Source organism: Streptomyces sp. NPDC088387, assembly GCF_044753385.1.
Lineage (GTDB): Bacteria > Actinomycetota > Actinomycetes > Streptomycetales > Streptomycetaceae > Streptomyces.
The window spans coordinates 707,534-724,730 of sequence record NZ_JBIVNC010000004.1; the positions used below are offsets into that span (position 1 = coordinate 707,534).

At 70.4% G+C, this 17,197-nt stretch carries 16 protein-coding genes and 1 rRNA gene; 3 read left to right on the forward strand and 14 right to left on the reverse strand.

Annotated elements, in window-relative coordinates; genetic code table 11:
- Positions 1 to 54: 54 nt before the first annotated feature.
- The 5 genes from ACIQAC_RS14770 to ACIQAC_RS14790 all read right to left on the reverse strand — a co-directional run bounded on the left by ACIQAC_RS14770 (position 55) and on the right by ACIQAC_RS14790 (position 5,735).
- The gene (locus ACIQAC_RS14770) at positions 55 to 1,761 is read right to left on the reverse strand and encodes a uroporphyrinogen-III synthase (RefSeq protein ID WP_402190612.1); all 1,707 of its coding nucleotides are present in this window, start codon (positions 1,759 to 1,761) and stop codon (positions 55 to 57) included.
- Positions 1,758 to 2,717 carry a hydroxymethylbilane synthase gene (gene hemC / locus ACIQAC_RS14775; RefSeq protein WP_402190615.1) on the reverse strand — a complete coding sequence of 320 codons (960 nt, stop codon included), beginning with the start codon at positions 2,715 to 2,717 and terminating at the stop codon, positions 1,758 to 1,760. The genes ACIQAC_RS14770 and hemC overlap by 4 nt, the downstream gene beginning before the upstream one ends.
- Positions 2,714 to 4,411, reverse strand: coding sequence for a glutamyl-tRNA reductase (locus tag ACIQAC_RS14780; RefSeq protein ID WP_402190617.1), 1,698 nt, complete (start codon positions 4,409 to 4,411; stop codon positions 2,714 to 2,716). The genes hemC and ACIQAC_RS14780 overlap by 4 nt, the downstream gene beginning before the upstream one ends.
- Positions 4,408 to 5,169 carry a redox-sensing transcriptional repressor Rex gene (locus ACIQAC_RS14785; RefSeq protein WP_402190619.1) on the reverse strand — a complete coding sequence of 254 codons (762 nt, stop codon included), beginning with the start codon at positions 5,167 to 5,169 and terminating at the stop codon, positions 4,408 to 4,410. The genes ACIQAC_RS14780 and ACIQAC_RS14785 overlap by 4 nt, the downstream gene beginning before the upstream one ends.
- Before the next feature lie 272 nt (positions 5,170 to 5,441).
- A complete protein-coding gene (locus tag ACIQAC_RS14790; protein WP_402190622.1) occupies positions 5,442 to 5,735 on the reverse strand; it encodes a glutaredoxin family protein in 294 nt (97 codons plus the stop codon).
- Positions 5,736 to 5,830: 95 nt separating this feature from the next.
- On the opposite strand from ACIQAC_RS14790, the gene ACIQAC_RS14795 reads away from it, so the two are divergent.
- The 3 genes from ACIQAC_RS14795 to ACIQAC_RS14805 all read left to right on the forward strand — a co-directional run bounded on the left by ACIQAC_RS14795 (position 5,831) and on the right by ACIQAC_RS14805 (position 9,841).
- Complete coding sequence (locus ACIQAC_RS14795) at positions 5,831 to 6,775, forward strand: HAD family hydrolase (RefSeq protein WP_402190625.1); 945 nt, start codon at positions 5,831 to 5,833, stop codon at positions 6,773 to 6,775.
- Positions 6,776 to 7,558: 783 nt separating this feature from the next.
- Positions 7,559 to 8,341, forward strand: a complete 783-nt coding sequence (locus tag ACIQAC_RS14800) for an ECF subfamily RNA polymerase sigma factor, BldN family (protein ID WP_402190627.1) — start codon at positions 7,559 to 7,561, stop codon at positions 8,339 to 8,341.
- A 255-nt stretch (positions 8,342 to 8,596) separates the two neighbouring features.
- Positions 8,597 to 9,841, forward strand: coding sequence for a DUF5667 domain-containing protein (locus ACIQAC_RS14805; RefSeq protein ID WP_402190630.1), 1,245 nt, complete (start codon positions 8,597 to 8,599; stop codon positions 9,839 to 9,841).
- 101 nt (positions 9,842 to 9,942) lie between these two features.
- Here the strand turns inward: ACIQAC_RS14805 and ACIQAC_RS14810 are convergent, their stop codons facing one another.
- The 9 genes from ACIQAC_RS14810 to rrf all read right to left on the reverse strand — a co-directional run.
- The gene (locus ACIQAC_RS14810) at positions 9,943 to 11,031 is read right to left on the reverse strand and encodes a lysophospholipid acyltransferase family protein (protein WP_402190633.1); all 1,089 of its coding nucleotides are present in this window, start codon (positions 11,029 to 11,031) and stop codon (positions 9,943 to 9,945) included.
- Positions 11,032 to 11,045: 14 nt separating this feature from the next.
- Positions 11,046 to 12,107 (reverse strand): NAD-dependent epimerase/dehydratase family protein, encoded by a 1,062-nt coding sequence (locus tag ACIQAC_RS14815; protein ID WP_402190635.1) that lies wholly within the window; start codon positions 12,105 to 12,107, stop codon positions 11,046 to 11,048.
- A 244-nt stretch (positions 12,108 to 12,351) separates the two neighbouring features.
- Positions 12,352 to 12,450 carry a 30S ribosomal protein bS22 gene (locus tag ACIQAC_RS14820; RefSeq protein ID WP_003948845.1) on the reverse strand — a complete coding sequence of 33 codons (99 nt, stop codon included), beginning with the start codon at positions 12,448 to 12,450 and terminating at the stop codon, positions 12,352 to 12,354.
- Positions 12,451 to 12,616: 166 nt separating this feature from the next.
- Positions 12,617 to 12,829 carry a helix-turn-helix domain-containing protein gene (locus tag ACIQAC_RS14825; protein ID WP_402190637.1) on the reverse strand — a complete coding sequence of 71 codons (213 nt, stop codon included), beginning with the start codon at positions 12,827 to 12,829 and terminating at the stop codon, positions 12,617 to 12,619.
- 129 nt (positions 12,830 to 12,958) lie between these two features.
- The gene (locus tag ACIQAC_RS14830; protein ID WP_402190640.1) at positions 12,959 to 13,756 is read right to left on the reverse strand and encodes a phosphatase; all 798 of its coding nucleotides are present in this window, start codon (positions 13,754 to 13,756) and stop codon (positions 12,959 to 12,961) included.
- Between the two features lie 197 nt (positions 13,757 to 13,953).
- The gene (locus ACIQAC_RS14835; protein WP_402190642.1) at positions 13,954 to 15,129 is read right to left on the reverse strand and encodes an acetoin utilization protein AcuC; all 1,176 of its coding nucleotides are present in this window, start codon (positions 15,127 to 15,129) and stop codon (positions 13,954 to 13,956) included.
- Complete coding sequence (locus ACIQAC_RS14840) at positions 15,080 to 16,297, reverse strand: MFS transporter (RefSeq protein WP_402190645.1); 1,218 nt, start codon at positions 16,295 to 16,297, stop codon at positions 15,080 to 15,082. Before ACIQAC_RS14840 ends, ACIQAC_RS14835 begins: the two co-directional genes overlap by 50 nt.
- Before the next feature lie 101 nt (positions 16,298 to 16,398).
- On the reverse strand, positions 16,399 to 17,043 hold the full coding sequence (locus ACIQAC_RS14845) for an HAD family hydrolase (RefSeq protein WP_402190648.1): 645 nt from the start codon (positions 17,041 to 17,043) through the stop codon (positions 16,399 to 16,401).
- 59 nt (positions 17,044 to 17,102) lie between these two features.
- A 5S ribosomal RNA gene (rrf, locus tag ACIQAC_RS14850) occupies positions 17,103 to 17,197 on the reverse strand; the annotation flags it as partial.

A 17,197-nucleotide genomic window follows, 5' to 3' on the forward strand; every position in this document is an offset into this window, starting at 1 on the left:
GCCCCGCCCCCAGCCCCAACCCCGGGCAACGGAACAGCACCCCGCACACCAACGCTACGTAGTGGTCCGCCGTCGCCGAGCCCCCGGCCGCCGCTCACTGGGCCGAGTAACAGGATCCCCGGCCTCAAGCGCGGCAGCCCGCCGCCGCAACCCGAACTCGGCCAACGCCTCCGCCAACTTGTGAACAGACGGCTCGGGAGCCATCACATCCACCCGCAGCCCATGCTCCTCCGCGGTCTTCGCGGTGGCGGGCCCGATACAGGCGATCACCGTCACGTTGTGCGGCTTCCCGGCAATACCCACCAGATTCCGCACGGTCGACGACGACGTGAACAGCACGGCGTCGAACCCACCACCCTTGATCGCCTCACGCGTCTCCGCAGGCGGCGGCGACGCCCGCACGGTCCGATAGGCCGTGACGTCGTCGACCTCCCACCCGAGCTCGATCAGCCCGGCGACCAGCGTCTCGGTGGCGATGTCGGCGCGCGGCAGGAACACCCGGTCGATCGGATCGAACACGGGGTCATAAGGAGGCCAGTCCTCCAGCAACCCCGCCGCCGACTGCTCCCCACTCGGCACAAGATCCGGCTTCACACCAAACGCGACCAGCGCCTTCGCCGTCTGCTCGCCCACCGCGGCGACCTTGATCCCCGCGAAGGCACGCGCGTCGAGCCCGTACTCCTCGAACTTCTCCCGCACGGCCTTGACGGCGTTCACCGAGGTGAAGGCGATCCACTCGTAGCGCCCGGTGACCAGCCCCTTGACCGCGCGCTCCATCTGCTGGGGCGTGCGCGGCGGTTCGACGGCGATCGTCGGCACCTCGTGCGGCACGGCCCCGTAGGACCGCAGTTGGTCGGAGAGCGACGCCGCCTGCTCCTTCGTACGCGGCACGAGGACGCGCCAGCCGAAGAGCGGCTTGGACTCGAACCACGACAGCTGCTCGCGCTGTGCGGCGGCGGACCGCTCGCCGACGACGGCTATCACCGGCTGCCCGCCCTCGGGCGACGGCAGCACCTTGGCCTGCTTGAGGGTCTGCGCGATGGTGCCGAGCGTGGCGGTCCAGGTGCGCTGCCGGGTCGTCGTACCGGCGACGGTGACGGTCATCGGGGTGTCCGGCTTACGGCCGGCCGACACCAGTTCACCCGCGGCCGAGGCCACCGAGTCGAGCGACGTCGACACGACAACGGTCCCGTCGGAGGCGCCGACCTCGGTCCAGCAGCGGTCGGAGGCGGTACGGGCGTCCACGAACCGGACGTCCGCGCCCTGCGCGTCCCGCAGCGGCACACCCGCGTAGGCGGGCACGCCGACGGCGCTGGCGATGCCGGGGACGACCTCGAAGGGAACACCGGCCGCGGCGCAGGCGAGCATTTCCTCGGCGGCGTACGTATCAAGTCCCGGGTCCCCCGAGACCGCACGCACGACCCGCCTGCCGCCCCGTGCGGCCTCCATGACAAGATGTGCGGCATCCCGTTCCACGGGGCCCGCAACGGTTGTTGACGAACCGTCAACAACCGTCAGCTGAGGCGTGCCCGTGCCCGGATGAGGGTCCGAAGAGGAACCCGGGTCCGTGTTCACGACGGCGACGCCCGGCCTGGCGTGGGCGCGCACGACGTCGAGCACAAGAGGCTCGGCGACGAGTACGTCCGCGTGGGCGAGCGCCTCCACGGCGCGCAGAGTGAGCAGTCCCGGATCTCCGGGTCCGGCACCCAGGAAGGTGACGTGCCCGTGTTCAGGACCGGCGGGAAGGGTGGTGGGGCTCAATGTGCTCGCTCCCCCATCAGACCGGCCGCACCCTGGGCGAGCATCTCGGCTGCGAGTTCGCGGCCGAGAGCAGTTGCGCCCTCGTGCGTCTCGGGCACGGGACCGGTGGTGGACAGCTGCACCGTACGGGAGCCGTCGGTCGTGCCGACGACGCCCCGCAGGCGCATTTCCTTGACAATCTGCCCGTCGGCCAGCAGGTCGGCGAGTGCACCAACGGGTGCGCTGCAACCGGCCTCCAGGGCGGCGAGCAGGGACCGTTCGGCGGTCACGGCGGCCCGGGTGAACGGGTCGTCGAGCTCGCCGAGCGCGGCGATCAGGTCTGCGTTGTCCGCAGTGCACTCGATCGCCAGTGCCCCCTGGCCGGGGGCGGGCAAAACCGTGTCGACCGACAGGAAGTCGGTCACTTCGTCGCCCCGGCCGATCCGGTTCAGTCCGGCGGCGGCCAGTACGACGGCGTCGAGTTCACCATCCTGCACGTACCGGATCCGGGTGTCGACGTTTCCGCGAATCGGAACGGTATCGATGTCCAGCCCGTGGCTGCGCGCGTACGCGTTCAGCTGTGCCATGCGGCGCGGTGAGCCGGTACCTATCCGTGCGCCGCGGGGCAGGTCGGTGAACTTCAGGGCGTCCCGGGCGACGATGACGTCCCTCGGGTCCTCGCGCAGCGGGACGGCGGCCAGGGCCAGTTCGGCGGGCTGCGCGGTCGGCAGGTCCTTCAGCGAGTGAACCGCGAAGTCGACCTCGCCCCGCAGCAGCGCGTCGCGCAGCGCGGTCACGAAGACCCCGGTGCCGCCGATCTGCGCGAGCTGCTCGCGGGAGGTGTCTCCGTACGTGGTGATCTCGACGAGTTCGACGGGCCGGCCCGTCAACCGGTGCACGGCGTCCGCCACCAGTCCGGACTGAGCCATGGCGAGCCGGCTGCGCCGGGTGCCGAGTCTCAGTGTGTGGTCAGTCATGCCGGCCCTCGGTTCTTGCCGTTCAACTCGGTGCTGTCCTCGGCGCGGGAGACGGCGGCCACCGTCTCGGGGTCGAGGTCGAACAGGGTGCGCAGCGCGTCCGCGTACCCGGCGCCGCCGGGTTCGGCCGCGAGCTGCTTGACCCGTACGGTCGGCGCGTGCAGCAGCTTGTCCACCACGCGCCGCACGGTCTGGGTGATCTCGGCGCGGTGCCGGTCGTCGAGTGCGGGCAGCCGTCCTTCGAGGCGGGCGATCTCACCGGCGACGACGTCGGCGGCCATGGTGCGCAGCGCGACGACGGTCGGGGTGATGTGCGCGGCCCGCTGGGCGGCGCCGAACGCGGCGACCTCGTCGGCGACGATCTCGCGGACCTGGTCCACGTCGGCGGCCATCGGCGCGTCCGCGGAGGCCTCGGCGAGCGACTCGATGTCGACCAGGCGCACCCCGGTCAGGCGGTGCACGGCGGCGTCGATGTCGCGCGGCATGGCGAGGTCGAGCAGGAACAGCAGCGGCTCGGGGCGCGGCGGTTCGGCGACCGGCTCGGGCCTGCGGTGCTCGGGGACCCGGCCGACGGTGGCGGCGGTCGCGGCGAGCGCGCTGATCAGTTCGGCGTCGGTGCCGGGTGCGCGCCGGGCGGCCTCACGGCGGTCGACGGCACCGCCGCCGACCCAGTTGGCGTGCTGCTCCAGCGTCGCCGCGTCCATGCCGGCGACGGCGGCCTCGCCCATCACGGAGAACCCGGGCGACACGGCGGACAGGTCCAGCGGGCAGCCGTCGTCACTGCCGACAGAGGTCGGCGGCAGCGGCGTACGGTGCTTCCCGTCGGGCTCGGACTCGGCGGCGGGCTCTCCGGTACGGCCCTCGACGGCGGCGGCGATCATGTCGCCGGTGAGGACGAGACCGGTCGCGCCGGTGCAGGAGACGACGACGTCGGCACGTGTCAGCTCGGCCGGCACCGCGTCCATCGGTACCGCGCGGGCCGTCACGTCCGTGTCGTGCGTCTGGCTGAGGATCTGGGTGAGCCGCTCGGCGCGGTCCGCGGTGCGGTTGGCGACCACGATCTCGGTGACCCCGGCGCGCGCGAGCGTCGCCGCGGCCAGCGAGGACATCGAGCCGGCGCCGACGACCAGGGCCTTCTTGCCGCGCGCCCAGGCGCTGGTGTCCGCGCCCGTCGCGAGCTGCTCCAGGCCGAAGGTGACCAGGGACTGCCCGGCGCGGTCGATGCCGGTCTCGGAGTGGGCGCGCTTGCCGACCCGCAGGGCCTGCTGGAACAGGTCGTTGAGCAGCCGTCCGCAGGTGTGCAGGTCCTGCGCGGTGGCGAGCGAGTCCTTTATCTGGCCGAGGATCTGGCCCTCGCCGACGACCATCGAGTCGAGGCCGCAGGCCACCGAGAACAGATGGTGGACGGCCCGGTCCTCGTAGTGCACATAGAGATAAGGAGTGAGCTCCTCCAGGCCGACCCCGCTGTGCTGGGCGAGCAGCGTCGACAGCTCGGCGACACCGGCGTGGAACTTGTCGACGTCCGCGTACAGCTCGATGCGGTTGCAGGTGGCCAGCACCGCGGCCTCGGCGGCCGGTTCGGCGGCGACCGTGTCCTGGGCCAGCTTGATCTGGGCGTCCGCGCTCAGCGCGGCCCGTTCCAGCACGCTGACCGGGGCGCTGCGGTGGCTCAGCCCGACGACGAGGAGACTCATGCCGGCATCACGGCGGGTACGTCCCCGTCGGGTCCCTTGTCGGCGGACGCCTTGCGGCCGCGGGCGGCCGGGGGCTCGCTGTCGCCCGACTGCTCCTCGCTGGCCTTGCGCTGCTCGTGGAAGGCGAGGATCTGGAGCTCGATGGAGAGGTCGACCTTGCGTACGTCGACCCCTTCGGGGACGGTCAGCACGGTCGGCGCGAAGTTCAGGATCGAGGTGACACCGGCGGCGACGAGCCGCTCGGCGACCTGCTGGGCGGCGCCCGCGGGGGTCGCGATCACACCGATCGAGACGCCGTTGTCCTGGATGATCTTCTCCAGGTCGTCGGTGTGCTGCACCCGGATGCCGGCGACCGACTCCCCGGTGAGCGCCGGATCGGCGTCGATGAGGGCGGCGACCCGGAAGCCGCGGGAGGCGAACCCGCCGTAGTTGGCGAGCGCGGCGCCGAGGTTACCGATACCGACGATCACGACCGGCCAGTCCTGGGTCAGGCCCAGCTCGCGGGAGATCTGGTAGACGAGGTACTCGACGTCGTACCCCACACCACGCGTCCCGTAGGAGCCCAGGTACGAGAAGTCCTTGCGCAGCTTTGCGGAGTTGACCCCCGCCGCCGCCGCGAGTTCCTCGGACGAGACCGTGGGCACCGAGCGCTCGGAGAGCGCGGTCAGGGCCCGGAGGTACAGCGGAAGCCGGGCGACGGTGGCCTCGGGAATCCCTCGGCTACGGGTCGCCGGTCGGTGAGTTCGGCCAGTTGCCACGGTGCTCCTGCGGGTAGAGCGGGGCTGTGGGCGGTCATGCGTCCCCAGACCGCCCCGTCGACAGCAGGCTATGTCTTTGTGAACGCGTGCACAAAGATGGTGTCCGATTTGCCCGGCCAACGTGACCGGCGTCACGCGCCCCCGGCGCGACCGTACGGAACCGGCGCACCAGCACCACCGTTCCTCTTCTCTTGGGGGCAAACCGCACACACTCCTCTTACGATCAACGCCCCCGAGACCGATTCGCCGTCGATCCTAAGCGACTTTCGAGCCTACTTGGACTGGTCGGTCAGTGCCTTCCGCAGCCGCTGCTCGTCCACCCGCCAGAACGTGTGCTGCCGGCCGTCGACGAGCACCACCGGAATCTGCTCCCAGTACTCGTCGTACAACGCCTGGTCCTGGGTGATGTCCTTGCCCTCCCAGGGCACACCGAGTTCGCCGCACACCTTCTCGATCACGACCTCTGCGTCGTCGCACAGATGACAGCCGGGCTTGCGGACGAGTGTGACGAGACGCTCCTGCGGGGCGGAGTCCTTCCGCCGGAAGATGGGGCTCATACGGCCCATTATCGAGGGCTCCTTCAACGCCCGGATGCGGAGAGTTCACACCCCGCAAACCTCCCGACTCCGGAACGACCGAACAGACTGGCTATGCTCACGCCATGGCCGCTCTTGGATGGCTCACTCCCCGTAGGCGCTCCGCCACGGCGCGGAGCGTGTTGGCAGGCGAGGCTTCGGCCGAGGCCGCGCGCAAGACCACCGAGGTCTCCGACGAGGTCTCCGCCGGCGTCTCCACGGACGTCCCCGGCGAGAAACCGGTGTTCCCGGTGCACGGCGACACCAAGGCCGCCGCCTTCTTCGACCTGGACAACACCGTCATGCAGGGCGCCGCGCTCTTCCACTACGGACGCGGCCTGCACAAGCGGAAGTTCTTCCAGACCCGCGACCTCGCCAGGTTCGCCTGGCAGCAGGCCTGGTTCCGGCTCGCCGGCTTCGAGGACCCGGACCACATGCAGGACGTCCGGGAGTCCGCCCTGTCCATCGTCAAGGGCCACCGGGTCGCCGAGCTGATGTCCATCGGCGAGGAGATCTACGACGAGTACATGGCCGAGCGCATCTGGCCGGGCACCCGCGCGCTCGCCCAGGCCCACCTCGACGCGGGCCAGAAGGTCTGGCTGGTCACCGCGGCCCCCGTGGAGATCGCCACGGTCATCGCCCGCCGGCTCGGCCTGACCGGCGCGCTCGGCACGGTCGCCGAGTCCGTGGACGGCGTCTACACCGGCAAGCTGGTCGGCGAGCCGCTGCACGGGCCCGCGAAGGCGGAGGCGGTGCGTGCGCTGGCCTCGGTGCAGGGCCTGGACCTCTCGCGCTGCGCGGCCTACAGCGACTCCCACAACGACATCCCCATGCTCTCGCTGGTCGGCCACCCCTACGCCATCAACCCGGACAGCAAGCTCCGCAAGCACGCCCGGAACCTCGACTGGCGCCTGCGCGACTACCGCACGGGCCGCAAGGCCGCCAAGGTGGGCATCCCGGCCGCCGCGGGAGTAGGCGCAGTAGCCGGAGGCACAGCAGCAGCAATCGCCCTCCACAGAAAACGCCGCTGACAACCACGGCGTAGCCGCAGCCAGACGTACCGCTCTCCCTCCACAGCCGCAGCCACGCACACCGCGGGGCGCCGCCCACCTTTCCCTCCGCAGCCGCGGGCAGGCGTGCCGCAGGGCGCTGCCCACCCACGCGCCGCAGCCCACATTCCCTCCGCCGCCGCGGGCAGGCGTGCCGCAGGGCGGCACGGGTGGGCGCGGCGGCACCCCGTCGCGCCGGGCTGCGCAACGCCCCGCGCCCCAGCCCCCACGCCGGGAAGTGTGTCGGGTGCGGCACCGTCGTGGCCGTTCGCGCAGTTCCCCGCGCCCCTGGAGGGGGTGAGCGCTGTCGGGACGGTGCGGCGCCATCGTGGCCGTTCGCGCAGTTCCCCGCGCCCCTGGAGGGGGTGAGCGCTGTCGGGACGGTGCGGCGTCGTGGTGGCTGGGCGCGCAGTTCCCCGCGCCCCCAAACGCCCTCGGCGCCGCCGCGCCAACGCAATCCCGGCCAATCAGAACGTCGTACCCCCGAACCCCCCTGACCACTCCCCTTGTCCGCGCACCGCCACAACACGCCCCGCATCCACCCACAACCCGAACCATTCCGATCAACAACCGTTCACTCCCCGGCACTTGATCGAGCGTCAATCGGTTACAGAAGCGACGTAATCGATGATTTGAGCAACTGGGTGTAGCAGTGCCTGCACGAAGCGTTATTCTCCTCAGACGCAAACCGGTACCCCTTCCGTCGCTACGACGGGTGAACGGTCCCGCACTGCACGTGATGGAAGCTCTGCCTCTGGGAGTCCCGTGTACCCACACGTCGGGGTTGACGCCTCGGGCCTGGCTACGCTGCGCGCAACGGTCCAACAACTGCTGCGCGACCTCGTCCCCACGTCGTACGCCGTCCCCGCCTTCGCCTCCGCCGCACCCGCAGGCCCGTGCTACGCACTGGCCGAGGGCAGCGCCGCGGTCGGCAGACGATCGCGCACGTCCGGCGCCGCCCCCGCCACCACCACGGCCCGCCGCCCGGCGGCCGACAGCGACAGTGCCCGGATGATGGACCTGGTGGAGCGGGCCCAGGCCGGCGAGGCCGACGCGTTCGGCCGCCTGTACGACCAGTACAGCGACACCGTGTACCGCTACATCTACTACCGCGTCGGAGGCAAAGCGACCGCCGAGGACCTCACGAGCGAGACCTTTCTGCGCGCCCTGCGCCGCATCGGCACCTTCACCTGGCAGGGCCGCGACTTCGGCGCGTGGCTCGTCACCATCGCCCGCAACCTGGTCGCCGACCACTTCAAGTCCAGCCGTTTCCGTCTGGAGGTCACCACCGGCGAGATGCTCGACGCCAACGAGGTCGAGCGTTCCCCCGAGGACTCCGTCCTGGAGTCCCTCTCCAACGCCGCCCTTCTCGACGCGGTGCGCCGGCTCAACCCCCAGCAGCAGGAGTGCGTGACACTCCGCTTCCTCCAGGGCCTCTCGGTCGCCGAGACCGCCCGTGTCATGGGCAAGAACGAGGGCGCGATCAAGACCCTCCAGTACCGCGCCGTCCGCACCCTCGCCCGGCTGCTCCCGGACGACGCCCGCTGACCCATCCGCCCGGCGCGTCTGGCCGTACACGTTCAGCAATCGCCAACTCACGGTCAGTGAAAGCCTGTTGACTCCCCGATCCGATCATCCGCAGTCCGTAACCCAAGTGCCGCGCCACTCGTTGTGCGGGATGCAGGCTCCCTGTGGTCACTCCCTGGCCGGTGCCGGTCACTCGATCGTGTGCTCATGGTCAGGGCGTGCAACCCTCAGGACCCCCTGGGGAGTCGACCGTCATGACGAGAGGAGGTGCCGCCAGTGATCGCGAACGTATCGGCGCACCGGCGGGCGAACGCCTTCGCCCAGGCCCTGGAGGAGCAGACCGACCGGGGCCCGGCGGCCGAGCAGTCCGAGGGATCACCACCGGCCCCGGCAGCGGAACAGACCGAGCGGGGAAGCCTGTTGGCCCTCGCGACCAGTCTCGACGAGCTGCCCAAACCGGAGCTGGATCCCGAGGTCAAGGTCGTCCAGCGGGCGCAGCTGGTGGCCGCGATGGAGGCGATGCTCGCGGAAGGCACCATCGGAGGGGCGGCGACGGACCCATCGGTACCCGAGCAGCGCTCCCGCCGGAGCAAGGGCGCGCACCGGGCCACCCCCCTGGGGAAATTCCGGCCCCGCACCCGGCTGGCCAAGGGCCTCACGGCCGGCGGTCTCAGTGTGGGGGTGGCGGCGAGCGCGTTCGGCGGAGTCGCCGCCGCCAGCCACGACGCCCTCCCCGGTGACTCGCTCTACGGGCTCAAGCGCGGCATCGAGGACTTCAAGCGCGGCCTCGCCGACGGCGACGACGAGCGGGGTGAGGCCTATCTCGACCAGGCCTCCACCCGGCTCAGCGAAGCCCGCCGGCTTATGGAGCGGGACCGCGGCGGCCACCTCGACCACGAGTTCCTGGGCGAGATCCGCCGGGCCCTGTCCGGCATGACCCACGACGCCTCGGAGGGCCACCGGCTGCTCACCGCGGCCTACCAGCGGGACCCGGACTCCCTGGGCCCCATCCAGGCACTGTCGTCCTTCTCCCAGTCGCACCGGGAGGCCTGGGGCGCCCTGCGCGACCGGCTGCCGGTGCAGCTCGGCGACGTCAGCCAGCAGGTGACGTCGGTCTTCGACGCCATAGACGAAGAGGTCGCCCCGCTCCAGTCACTGCTCCCGCAGCCCCCGGCCCGGGGCGGCGGCGGCACGGACGACAACCGCCAGGGCACCGGCACCGGCCAGGCCCCCGGCGCCACCGACACCGGCCGGGCGCCGTCCGCGCCCAGTACGGGCCACGGCTCGTCCGACGGCGACCGTTCCCGCACCGGCGACCCCAGCCGCTCGGCCGACTCCGGCAGCGAGGACGACGGTCTGCTCGGCGGCAACACCGGCGGCCTTCTCGAACCGCCGAAGGACACCGGCACCGCCTCCCCGTCCCAGACCCGCCCGCCGACGGCGGAGCCCGACGTCACCCTCCCGCCGCTCCTCCCGGGCCTGCTGCCCGGCCTGGGCATCGAGGCGGAGGACGCGGACTAGGCCACCTGGCCGGAACCACGAGGACGGGGGCGCCTGATGAAAAGGGCGCCTCCGTCCTCGTACTCGTACTCGTACGCGACCGGCTACTCGTACGCGACCGACTAGAAGAACACCGACCTGCGCTGCACCAGCAGCTTGTACAGCGTGTGCTGGATCTGTTCGCGGACCTGGTCCGTGAGGTTGAACATCAGCATCGGGTCCTCGGCCGCCTCCGGCGGATACCCGTCCGTCGGGATCGGCTCACCGAACTGGATGGTCCACTTCGTCGGCAGCGGAATCCCCCCGAGCGGCCCCAGCCACGGGAACGTCGGTGTCAGCGGGAAGTACGGGAATCCCAGCAGCCGCGCAAGCGTCTTCGAGTTGCCGATCATCGGATAGATCTCCTCGGCGCCCACGATCGAGCACGGGATGATCGGTGTGCCCTGCCGCAGCGCCGTCGAGACAAAGCCACCGCGGCCGAACCGCTGGAGCTTGTAGCGCTCACTGAACGGCTTGCCCAGGCCCTTGAAGCCCTCCGGCATCACCCCGACGAGCTCGCCCTGCGCGAGCAGCCGCTCGGCGTCCTCCGCGCAGGCCAGGGTGTGGCCGAGCTTGCGGGCGAGTTCGTTGACGACCGGCAGCACAAAGACCAGGTCGGCCGCGAGCAGCCGCAGATGCCGGGAGGCCGGGTGATGGTCGTGCACCGCGACCTGCATCATCAGACCGTCCAGCGGCAGCGTCCCGGAGTGGTTGGCGACGATCAGCGCCCCACCCTCGGACGGGATGTTCTCGACGCCCTTCACCTCGACACGGAAGTACTGCTCGTACACCGGCCGCAGCAGCGACATCAGGACCTGGTCGGTGAGTTCCGCGTCGTAGCCGAAGTCGTCGACCTCGTAGTCCCCGGTGAGCCGGCGGCGCAGAAACGCCAGCCCGCTCGCGATCCGCTGCTCCAGACCGCCCTCGGCCGCCGGCTGCTGCGGCGGCTCCTCCTCATGGGTCACAGCAACATCATCCTGCGCATCGGCCCGGCCGGGCAGGGGCTGGACCTCACCGGTCTCGGGCTCCTGCTGGTGCTCGTCGAGCTGACGGACCGGGGCCGGCTCCCCGTTCTTTCGCCGGCTCCCCGCGCTCCGGCGCCGCGGCGGCCGCTGCGCGGCGCCCCCACGGGACCGGTCGTCGTCGAACGGAATGACCTTGGCATCCGCCATCGTTGATGCGCTCCTCAGTTGGCGCTCTGCGTGGGGGGCCGCCCGCCGCCGGCGACGGGCAGCGCGGCGATCCGGTCGACGGCCGCGGCGAGGGCCTCCGGCGGCAGCAGCCCGGGCCCGCGACCGCGCGCGAAGTCGGCGAACGTCCCGGCGGTGGTGAACTTCGGCTGGAACCCCAGTGTCTCGCGCATCTGGGCCGTCGACACCACCCTGCCGTGCGTCAACAGCCGGATCTGCTCGGGCGAGAAGTCGGTCATGCCGAGCGTACGCACCAGGGAACCGGCCCAGGTGACCGCCGGCAGCAGCAGCGGCACGGTCGGCCGGCCGAGCCGCCGGGAGCACTGCGAGAGCGTCAGCACGCCGTCCCCGGCGATATTGAAGGTCCCGCTGTTGAGCGTGGACCGCCGCGGCTCGTGCGAGGCGATCCGCAGGACGTCGATCACGTCGTCCTCGTGCACGAACTGAAGCCGTGGGTCGTAGCCGAGCACGGTCGGCAGCACCGGCAGCGAGAAGTACGAGGCGAGCGGCGAGTCCGCGCTCGGCCCGAGGATGTTGGCGAACCGCAGCACACACACGGCGACGTCGGGGCGCCGCCGCGCGAAGCCGCGCACATACCCCTCGACCTCGACGGTGTCCTTCGCGAAGCCGCCGCTCGGCAGCGACTTGGGCGGAGTGGTCTCCGTGAACACGGCCGGATCACGCGGCGCCGACCCGTAGACGTTCGTACTGGACTTCACCACAAGCCGCTTCACCGTCGGCGACTTCTGGCAGGCGCCCAGCAGCTGCATGGTGCCGATGACGTTGGTCTCCTTGACCGTCGTCCGGCTGCCGCTGCCCAGCGCGGTCGCGGTGACGTCCATGTGTACGACCGTGTCGGCGCCGGTCTCGGCGAGCACCCGCGCGATGGTCGGCTGCCGGATGTCCGCGCGGATGAAGTCGACGCCGCCCAGGTGGTGCTCGGGGGCCACGACGTCCACGGCGACGACCCGCTCCACGTCGGGATCGCGCTGGATCCGTCGTACGAACCGGCCTCCCAGTCGACGGGCCACTCCGGTCACCAGCACGACCTTGCCCAAGATCAGCGCCTTCCTTCCAGACGTACCGCGTCCCTGCGGGCCAACTTAGCGGGTTGGTGTTGCGCTGTGATGACCGCCCACGGCCCGAAGTGCCAAAACCGGCCCCGAACCGGCCCGGACCAGCCGCCGGACCAACCCCGGACGGGTACCCGGATACGCGCGTGGCCCCCCATCGGATCCGATGGGGGGCCACAGCCACGCAATGCGGCGTTCCGTTCGCGAGCAGTACCGCCGGAGAGCGGTACTACTTCTTGTTGCGACGCTGAACGCGCGTGCGCTTGAGCAGCTTGCGGTGCTTCTTCTTGGCCATCCGCTTGCGCCGCTTCTTGATAACAGAGCCCACGACTACCCTCGCTCACTTCTCATCACTCGGCGTTTGGGCGCCATGGGCCCATACGACCTACGAGGGGCTAGCCTACCCGCCCGAGCGCCGGGGTCGTAATCGAGGCCGGACGGGGAGATCCGAAGGTGCCCTGTGCCGCGTTGGTACGGATCTCCCCGGACCGCCGTCAGGCCGTCTCCACCCCCACATACGACTCGCGGAGGTACTCGTGAACCGCTTGCTCCGGGACTCGGAACGACCGCCCGACCCGGATCGCGGGCAGATGACCGCTGTGCACCAACCGGTACACGGTCATCTTCGACACTCGCATCACCGAGGCGACTTCCGCCACGGTAAGGAACACGACCTCATTCAGAGGCCTCTGATCGCCTGCTGCCATGACACACCTGAACCTTCCGCACTCGACGGCCACCGGCTTCCCCTTCCGGTGACTCTTCGTCGTTGCGTGCTCACTCCCCAATGTAGGGGCGGGTGATGCGAGTGGGGAAGAGGTGCACCCATCGCTGGCCTACTGTGACAGACACGCTCGATTGAGTACGTAGCGGGTCAGCGGCAGGTAGTAATCGGCCCGCACGCCGTCATCAAGTGGAACGACGACGGACACGCGCCCCTCCGCCTCGCCCACGAACGGGGCGGGGTCGTCCGTGTCGGCCAGCCCCATGGCGTCGAACCCCAGCTGACCTGCTCCGCAGACCCAGCCGTGGTCTCCGATCACCAGCTCGGGGAGCGGCCCGCCGGCCTCGGCGACCGCCGCCAGAGCCGTCCGAACCGGCAGTGGTGAGTGCGAGTGTGCGCCGGTCGCACAACCGGGCCCCTCCCCGTCGCGCGCCCGCACGATCGCGACGCCTCGTACGTAGTCAAGGTTGTACGTGCGTAGACCGAACCGGGTCGTTATGTCGACACAGCGACCCTGCGCCGGTGTGAGTACGGCACATCCCGCCGCCGACAACGCGTCCGCGAGCGCGGCGTAGAAACCGATCAGGCGATGCGGGTGCCCAGTGCCGAGCAGTACGGGAACCCTGTGCCGCGCGGCGGTGCCGAGCCGCTCCGCGAACGCGTCCAGCGCGGCCACCGTCCGCCCCGGATCGATCACATCCTGACCGTCAACACATTCGGGATCGGCCGAAACTCCACACTTCTCGGCCATCAGAGCGATCAACTCCCGCTCACCCCAGGACCCCTCGGGATCAATCCCGATCAGCACCCGAGGATCCCGTGCCGCGAACAGCCGATACCTCCGCAGGCTCACTTCCCGCGAGGTCCCCACAACCCCAGCAAGCCCACACCGAACCAAATACTCAAACATCCCCCAATCCTCCCGAAACCACCCCGCCAAGTCCCCAACTCACCAAAAACCCACCACGGTTGGCCTAACAACGGCCGCCGCTGCGGGCAGTCGTGCCGCAGGGCGGCACGGGTGGGCGCAGCGGCACCCCGCAAACGCCGGGCCGCGCAACACCCCGCCCCCAGCCTCCACTCCGGGCCCGGGCCCGGGAAAACGCCCTACGCCAACAACCCCCGCAGCGGAAACACGGCCCGCCGAGTAGCCAACACAGCCTGATCCACCCGATCAGAGGGGTCGTACCCCGCCCCCCACTCCCCCCACCCCACAGGCCACCGCCCATCAGTCATCCGCAGAGGCGCCATCTGCCGAGTACGAGCAAACACCTCCGCCCGCCACCCCTCAGGCGTCACCGCCTCCGGCGCAACCTCCCGCCCGGCGACAATCCCCACAAGATGCGTCCACGACCGCGGCACCACATCCACCACGGCGTATCCACCCCCACCCAGCGCCACCCACCGCCCGTCGGCGAACTCGTGCGCCAGCGAGTGACAGGCGACCTGCACAGCCCGCTGCGCATCGAGCGACACCGCCAGATGCGCCAGCGGATCCTCGAAATGCGTATCGGCCCCGTGCTGAGTCACCAGCACCTGAGGCCGAAACTCCGCGAGCAGCTCCGGCACCACGGCATGGAACGCCCGTACCCACCCCGCGTCCCCCGTCCCCGCCGGCAGGGCCACATTCACGGCCGACCCCGCCGCGTCCCCGTCCGCCCCGGTCTCCTCGGGCCACCCGGTCTGCGGAAACAGGGTCCGCGGATGCTCGTGCAGCGAGATCGTCAGCACCCGCGGATCGTCCCAGAACGCGGCCTGCACCCCGTCCCCGTGATGCACGTCGACGTCGATGTACGCGACCCGCTCGGCCCCCAGCTCCAGCAGCCGCGCGATCGCCAGCGACGCGTCGTTGTAGACGCAGAACCCCGACGCGGACCCCGGCATCGCATGGTGCAGCCCACCCGCGAAGTTCACCGCGTGCGCGACATCGCCGCGCCACACCGCCTCGGCGGCCCCCACGGACAGCCCGGCGATCAGCGCGGACACCTCGTGCATCCCGGCGAACGCCGGATCGTCCACGGTCCCCAGCCCGTACGACGCGTCCGCCACCCCCGGATCCGCCGACGCGGCCTTCACCGCGTCGATGTAGTCCTGCCGGTGGACGAGCCGCAGCGTCGACTCCCCGGCCGGCTTCGCCGTCGCCACGTCCATCTCCTGGTCGAGCTCGAACGCCGCGACCAGTCTCCGCGTCAGATCCAGCCGTACCGGATCCATCGGATGATCCGGACCGAAGTCATAGCCCGTTACTGCCTCGTCCCACATCAGCTGCCCGCGACCGCTCATGCCCGCCACGGTATCGGTCCTGTTGACCATCGAACGAGCGGGCGTACACAAGTGTCAGCAGCACCAGAACCATCGGTACGAGCATGGCCCCGCGGTAGCTCCAGGCGTCCCCCAGCGCCCCGACCAAAGGAGAACCGATCAGGAACCCGACATAGTTGAAGATGTTGAGCCGCGCGATGGCCGCATCCGAAGCCCCGGGAAAGAGCCGCCCGGCCGCCGCGAACGTCTGCGGCACCAGCACACACAACCCCAGCCCCAGCAGCGTGAACCCGAGCATCCCCACCCACGGTCCGGGCGCCGCCGCCACCACGGCGAACCCGATCGCCGCCAGCACCGACCCACCCCGCACCACCGTCACGGCCCCCAGCCGCCGCACCCCGAAGTCCCCCAGCGCCCGGCCCACGAGCGTGGTCACCATGTACACGTTGTACGGCACGGTCGCGAGCTGCTCCGAGCTCCCCAGCACGTCCTGGAGGTACTTCGCACTCCAGTTGGAGACCGTCGAGTCCCCGATATAGGCGAAGGCCATCACCAGACACAGCGGCAGCAGCGCCTTGAAGACCAGCCCGCCCCCGGCCCCCGCCTCCCCCTCGGCACTCTTCTCGCCGTGGTCCCCGTCGACGTACCACCGGCTCCCCACCAGACACACCGGCACCAGCACCGCCACCACGGGGAGATACGACACCCACAGCGCGAGATCCCAGTGCGCCCCGACCCACGCGAACGAGGCCCCCACGATCCCACCGAGGCTGTACGCGGCATGGAACCCCAGCATGATGCTGCGCCCGTACGACCGCTGAAGGGTGACCCCGAGCATGTTCATCGAGGCGTCCAGCGCACCCACGGACAGCCCGAACGCACCCAACGCGACGGCGAGTTCGACCATCCGGTCGCCGACCCCGACGCCGAACAGCGCCAGCAGCACCACCGGTTGCGCCCAGCGCAGCACCACACTGGGCCGCACCCGCTTCACCAGATGCTCGGTGGCCACACTCCCGACGCCGGCGAGGATCGGTACCGCGGCCAGGAAGGCGGGCAGCAGCGCGTCGGACACTCCGTAGCGGTCCTGGGTCGTCGGGATCCGTGTCACCAGCAGGGCGAAGGCGACGCCCTGGGCGAAGAAGCCGAACCCGAGCGAGGCCCTGCCGCGCCGCAGCACTTGAGTCATGGCGGCGAGCGTAGGGCTCCGGAGCACCGCTGGGTATATCCAGCCAAAGATGAATTTCCCTCAGCTACCCCGGCCGACCTGGAAGGCTTCACCGCCCCGGGTCACATCAGCAGGTCGGTCAGCTCCCCCATGTCGGAAAAGAGATGACCTGCCCCCGCCAGCCGCTCCGCCGGCGTCATCGCGGTGAACCCCACCACATCCATGCCCGCGGCCACGGCCGCCTGCACCCCCAGCGGACTGTCCTCGACCACCACACACCGCTCCGGCGGTACGCCCATCACCCGAGCCGCGTGCAGGAACAGATCCGGCGCCGGCTTCCCCTTGCCCACGTCCTGCGAGCTGAAGATCCGCTCATCGTCGAACCACCGGTCCAGCCCGGTCGTCCGATGCCCCACCCGAATCCGCTCATGGCTCCCGGAAGAGGCCACGCAGTACGGCACTCCGTCGGCCGTCAGCTTCTCCAGCACATCCACAACTCCGGCAACCGGCTGCAACTCCCGCTCGAACGCGGCGAAGACCCGCCCATGAAAAACATCGTCGAAGTCCCCCGGCAGCCGCTCCCCGGTCCGCTCGGCGATCAGATCGTGCACCCGATGCATGGCGGCCCCCATGTAGTCGCGCAGCGACTCCTCGTACGAGGTGGGATGGCCGAGCTCGGAGAGATAAGCGGCAAGCAGCCGATTCGAGATCGGCTCACTGTCGACGAGGACACCGTCATTGTCGAAGATCACGAGGTCGTAGCGCATGAATCAACCTTAAACGCAGAAAACCCCGCATCCGAAGATGCGGGGTTTCCTCAATAATTGTTCGGCGGCGTCCTACTCTCCCACAGGGTCCCCCCTGCAGTACCATCGGCGCTGTAAGGCTTAGCTTCCGGGTTCGGAATGTAACCGGGCGTTT

What these genes read in the sequence shown, in the direction of transcription:
- hemC (WP_402190615.1), bottom strand. Translation starts at nt 2,717, where the DNA reads ATGACTGACCACACACTGAGACTCGGCACCCGGCGCAGCCGGCTCGCC.
- ACIQAC_RS14780 (WP_402190617.1), bottom strand. Translation starts at nt 4,411, where the DNA reads ATGAGTCTCCTCGTCGTCGGGCTGAGCCACCGCAGCGCCCCGGTCAGC.
- ACIQAC_RS14790 (WP_402190622.1), bottom strand. Translation starts at nt 5,735, where the DNA reads ATGGGCCGTATGAGCCCCATCTTCCGGCGGAAGGACTCCGCCCCGCAG.
- ACIQAC_RS14795 (WP_402190625.1), top strand. Translation starts at nt 5,831, where the DNA reads ATGGCCGCTCTTGGATGGCTCACTCCCCGTAGGCGCTCCGCCACGGCG.
- ACIQAC_RS14810 (WP_402190633.1), bottom strand. Translation starts at nt 11,031, where the DNA reads ATGGCGGATGCCAAGGTCATTCCGTTCGACGACGACCGGTCCCGTGGG.
- ACIQAC_RS14825 (WP_402190637.1), bottom strand. Translation starts at nt 12,829, where the DNA reads ATGGCAGCAGGCGATCAGAGGCCTCTGAATGAGGTCGTGTTCCTTACC.
- ACIQAC_RS14830 (WP_402190640.1), bottom strand. Translation starts at nt 13,756, where the DNA reads ATGTTTGAGTATTTGGTTCGGTGTGGGCTTGCTGGGGTTGTGGGGACC.
- ACIQAC_RS14835 (WP_402190642.1), bottom strand. Translation starts at nt 15,129, where the DNA reads ATGAGCGGTCGCGGGCAGCTGATGTGGGACGAGGCAGTAACGGGCTAT.
- ACIQAC_RS14840 (WP_402190645.1), bottom strand. Translation starts at nt 16,297, where the DNA reads ATGACTCAAGTGCTGCGGCGCGGCAGGGCCTCGCTCGGGTTCGGCTTC.
- ACIQAC_RS14845 (WP_402190648.1), bottom strand. Translation starts at nt 17,043, where the DNA reads ATGCGCTACGACCTCGTGATCTTCGACAATGACGGTGTCCTCGTCGAC.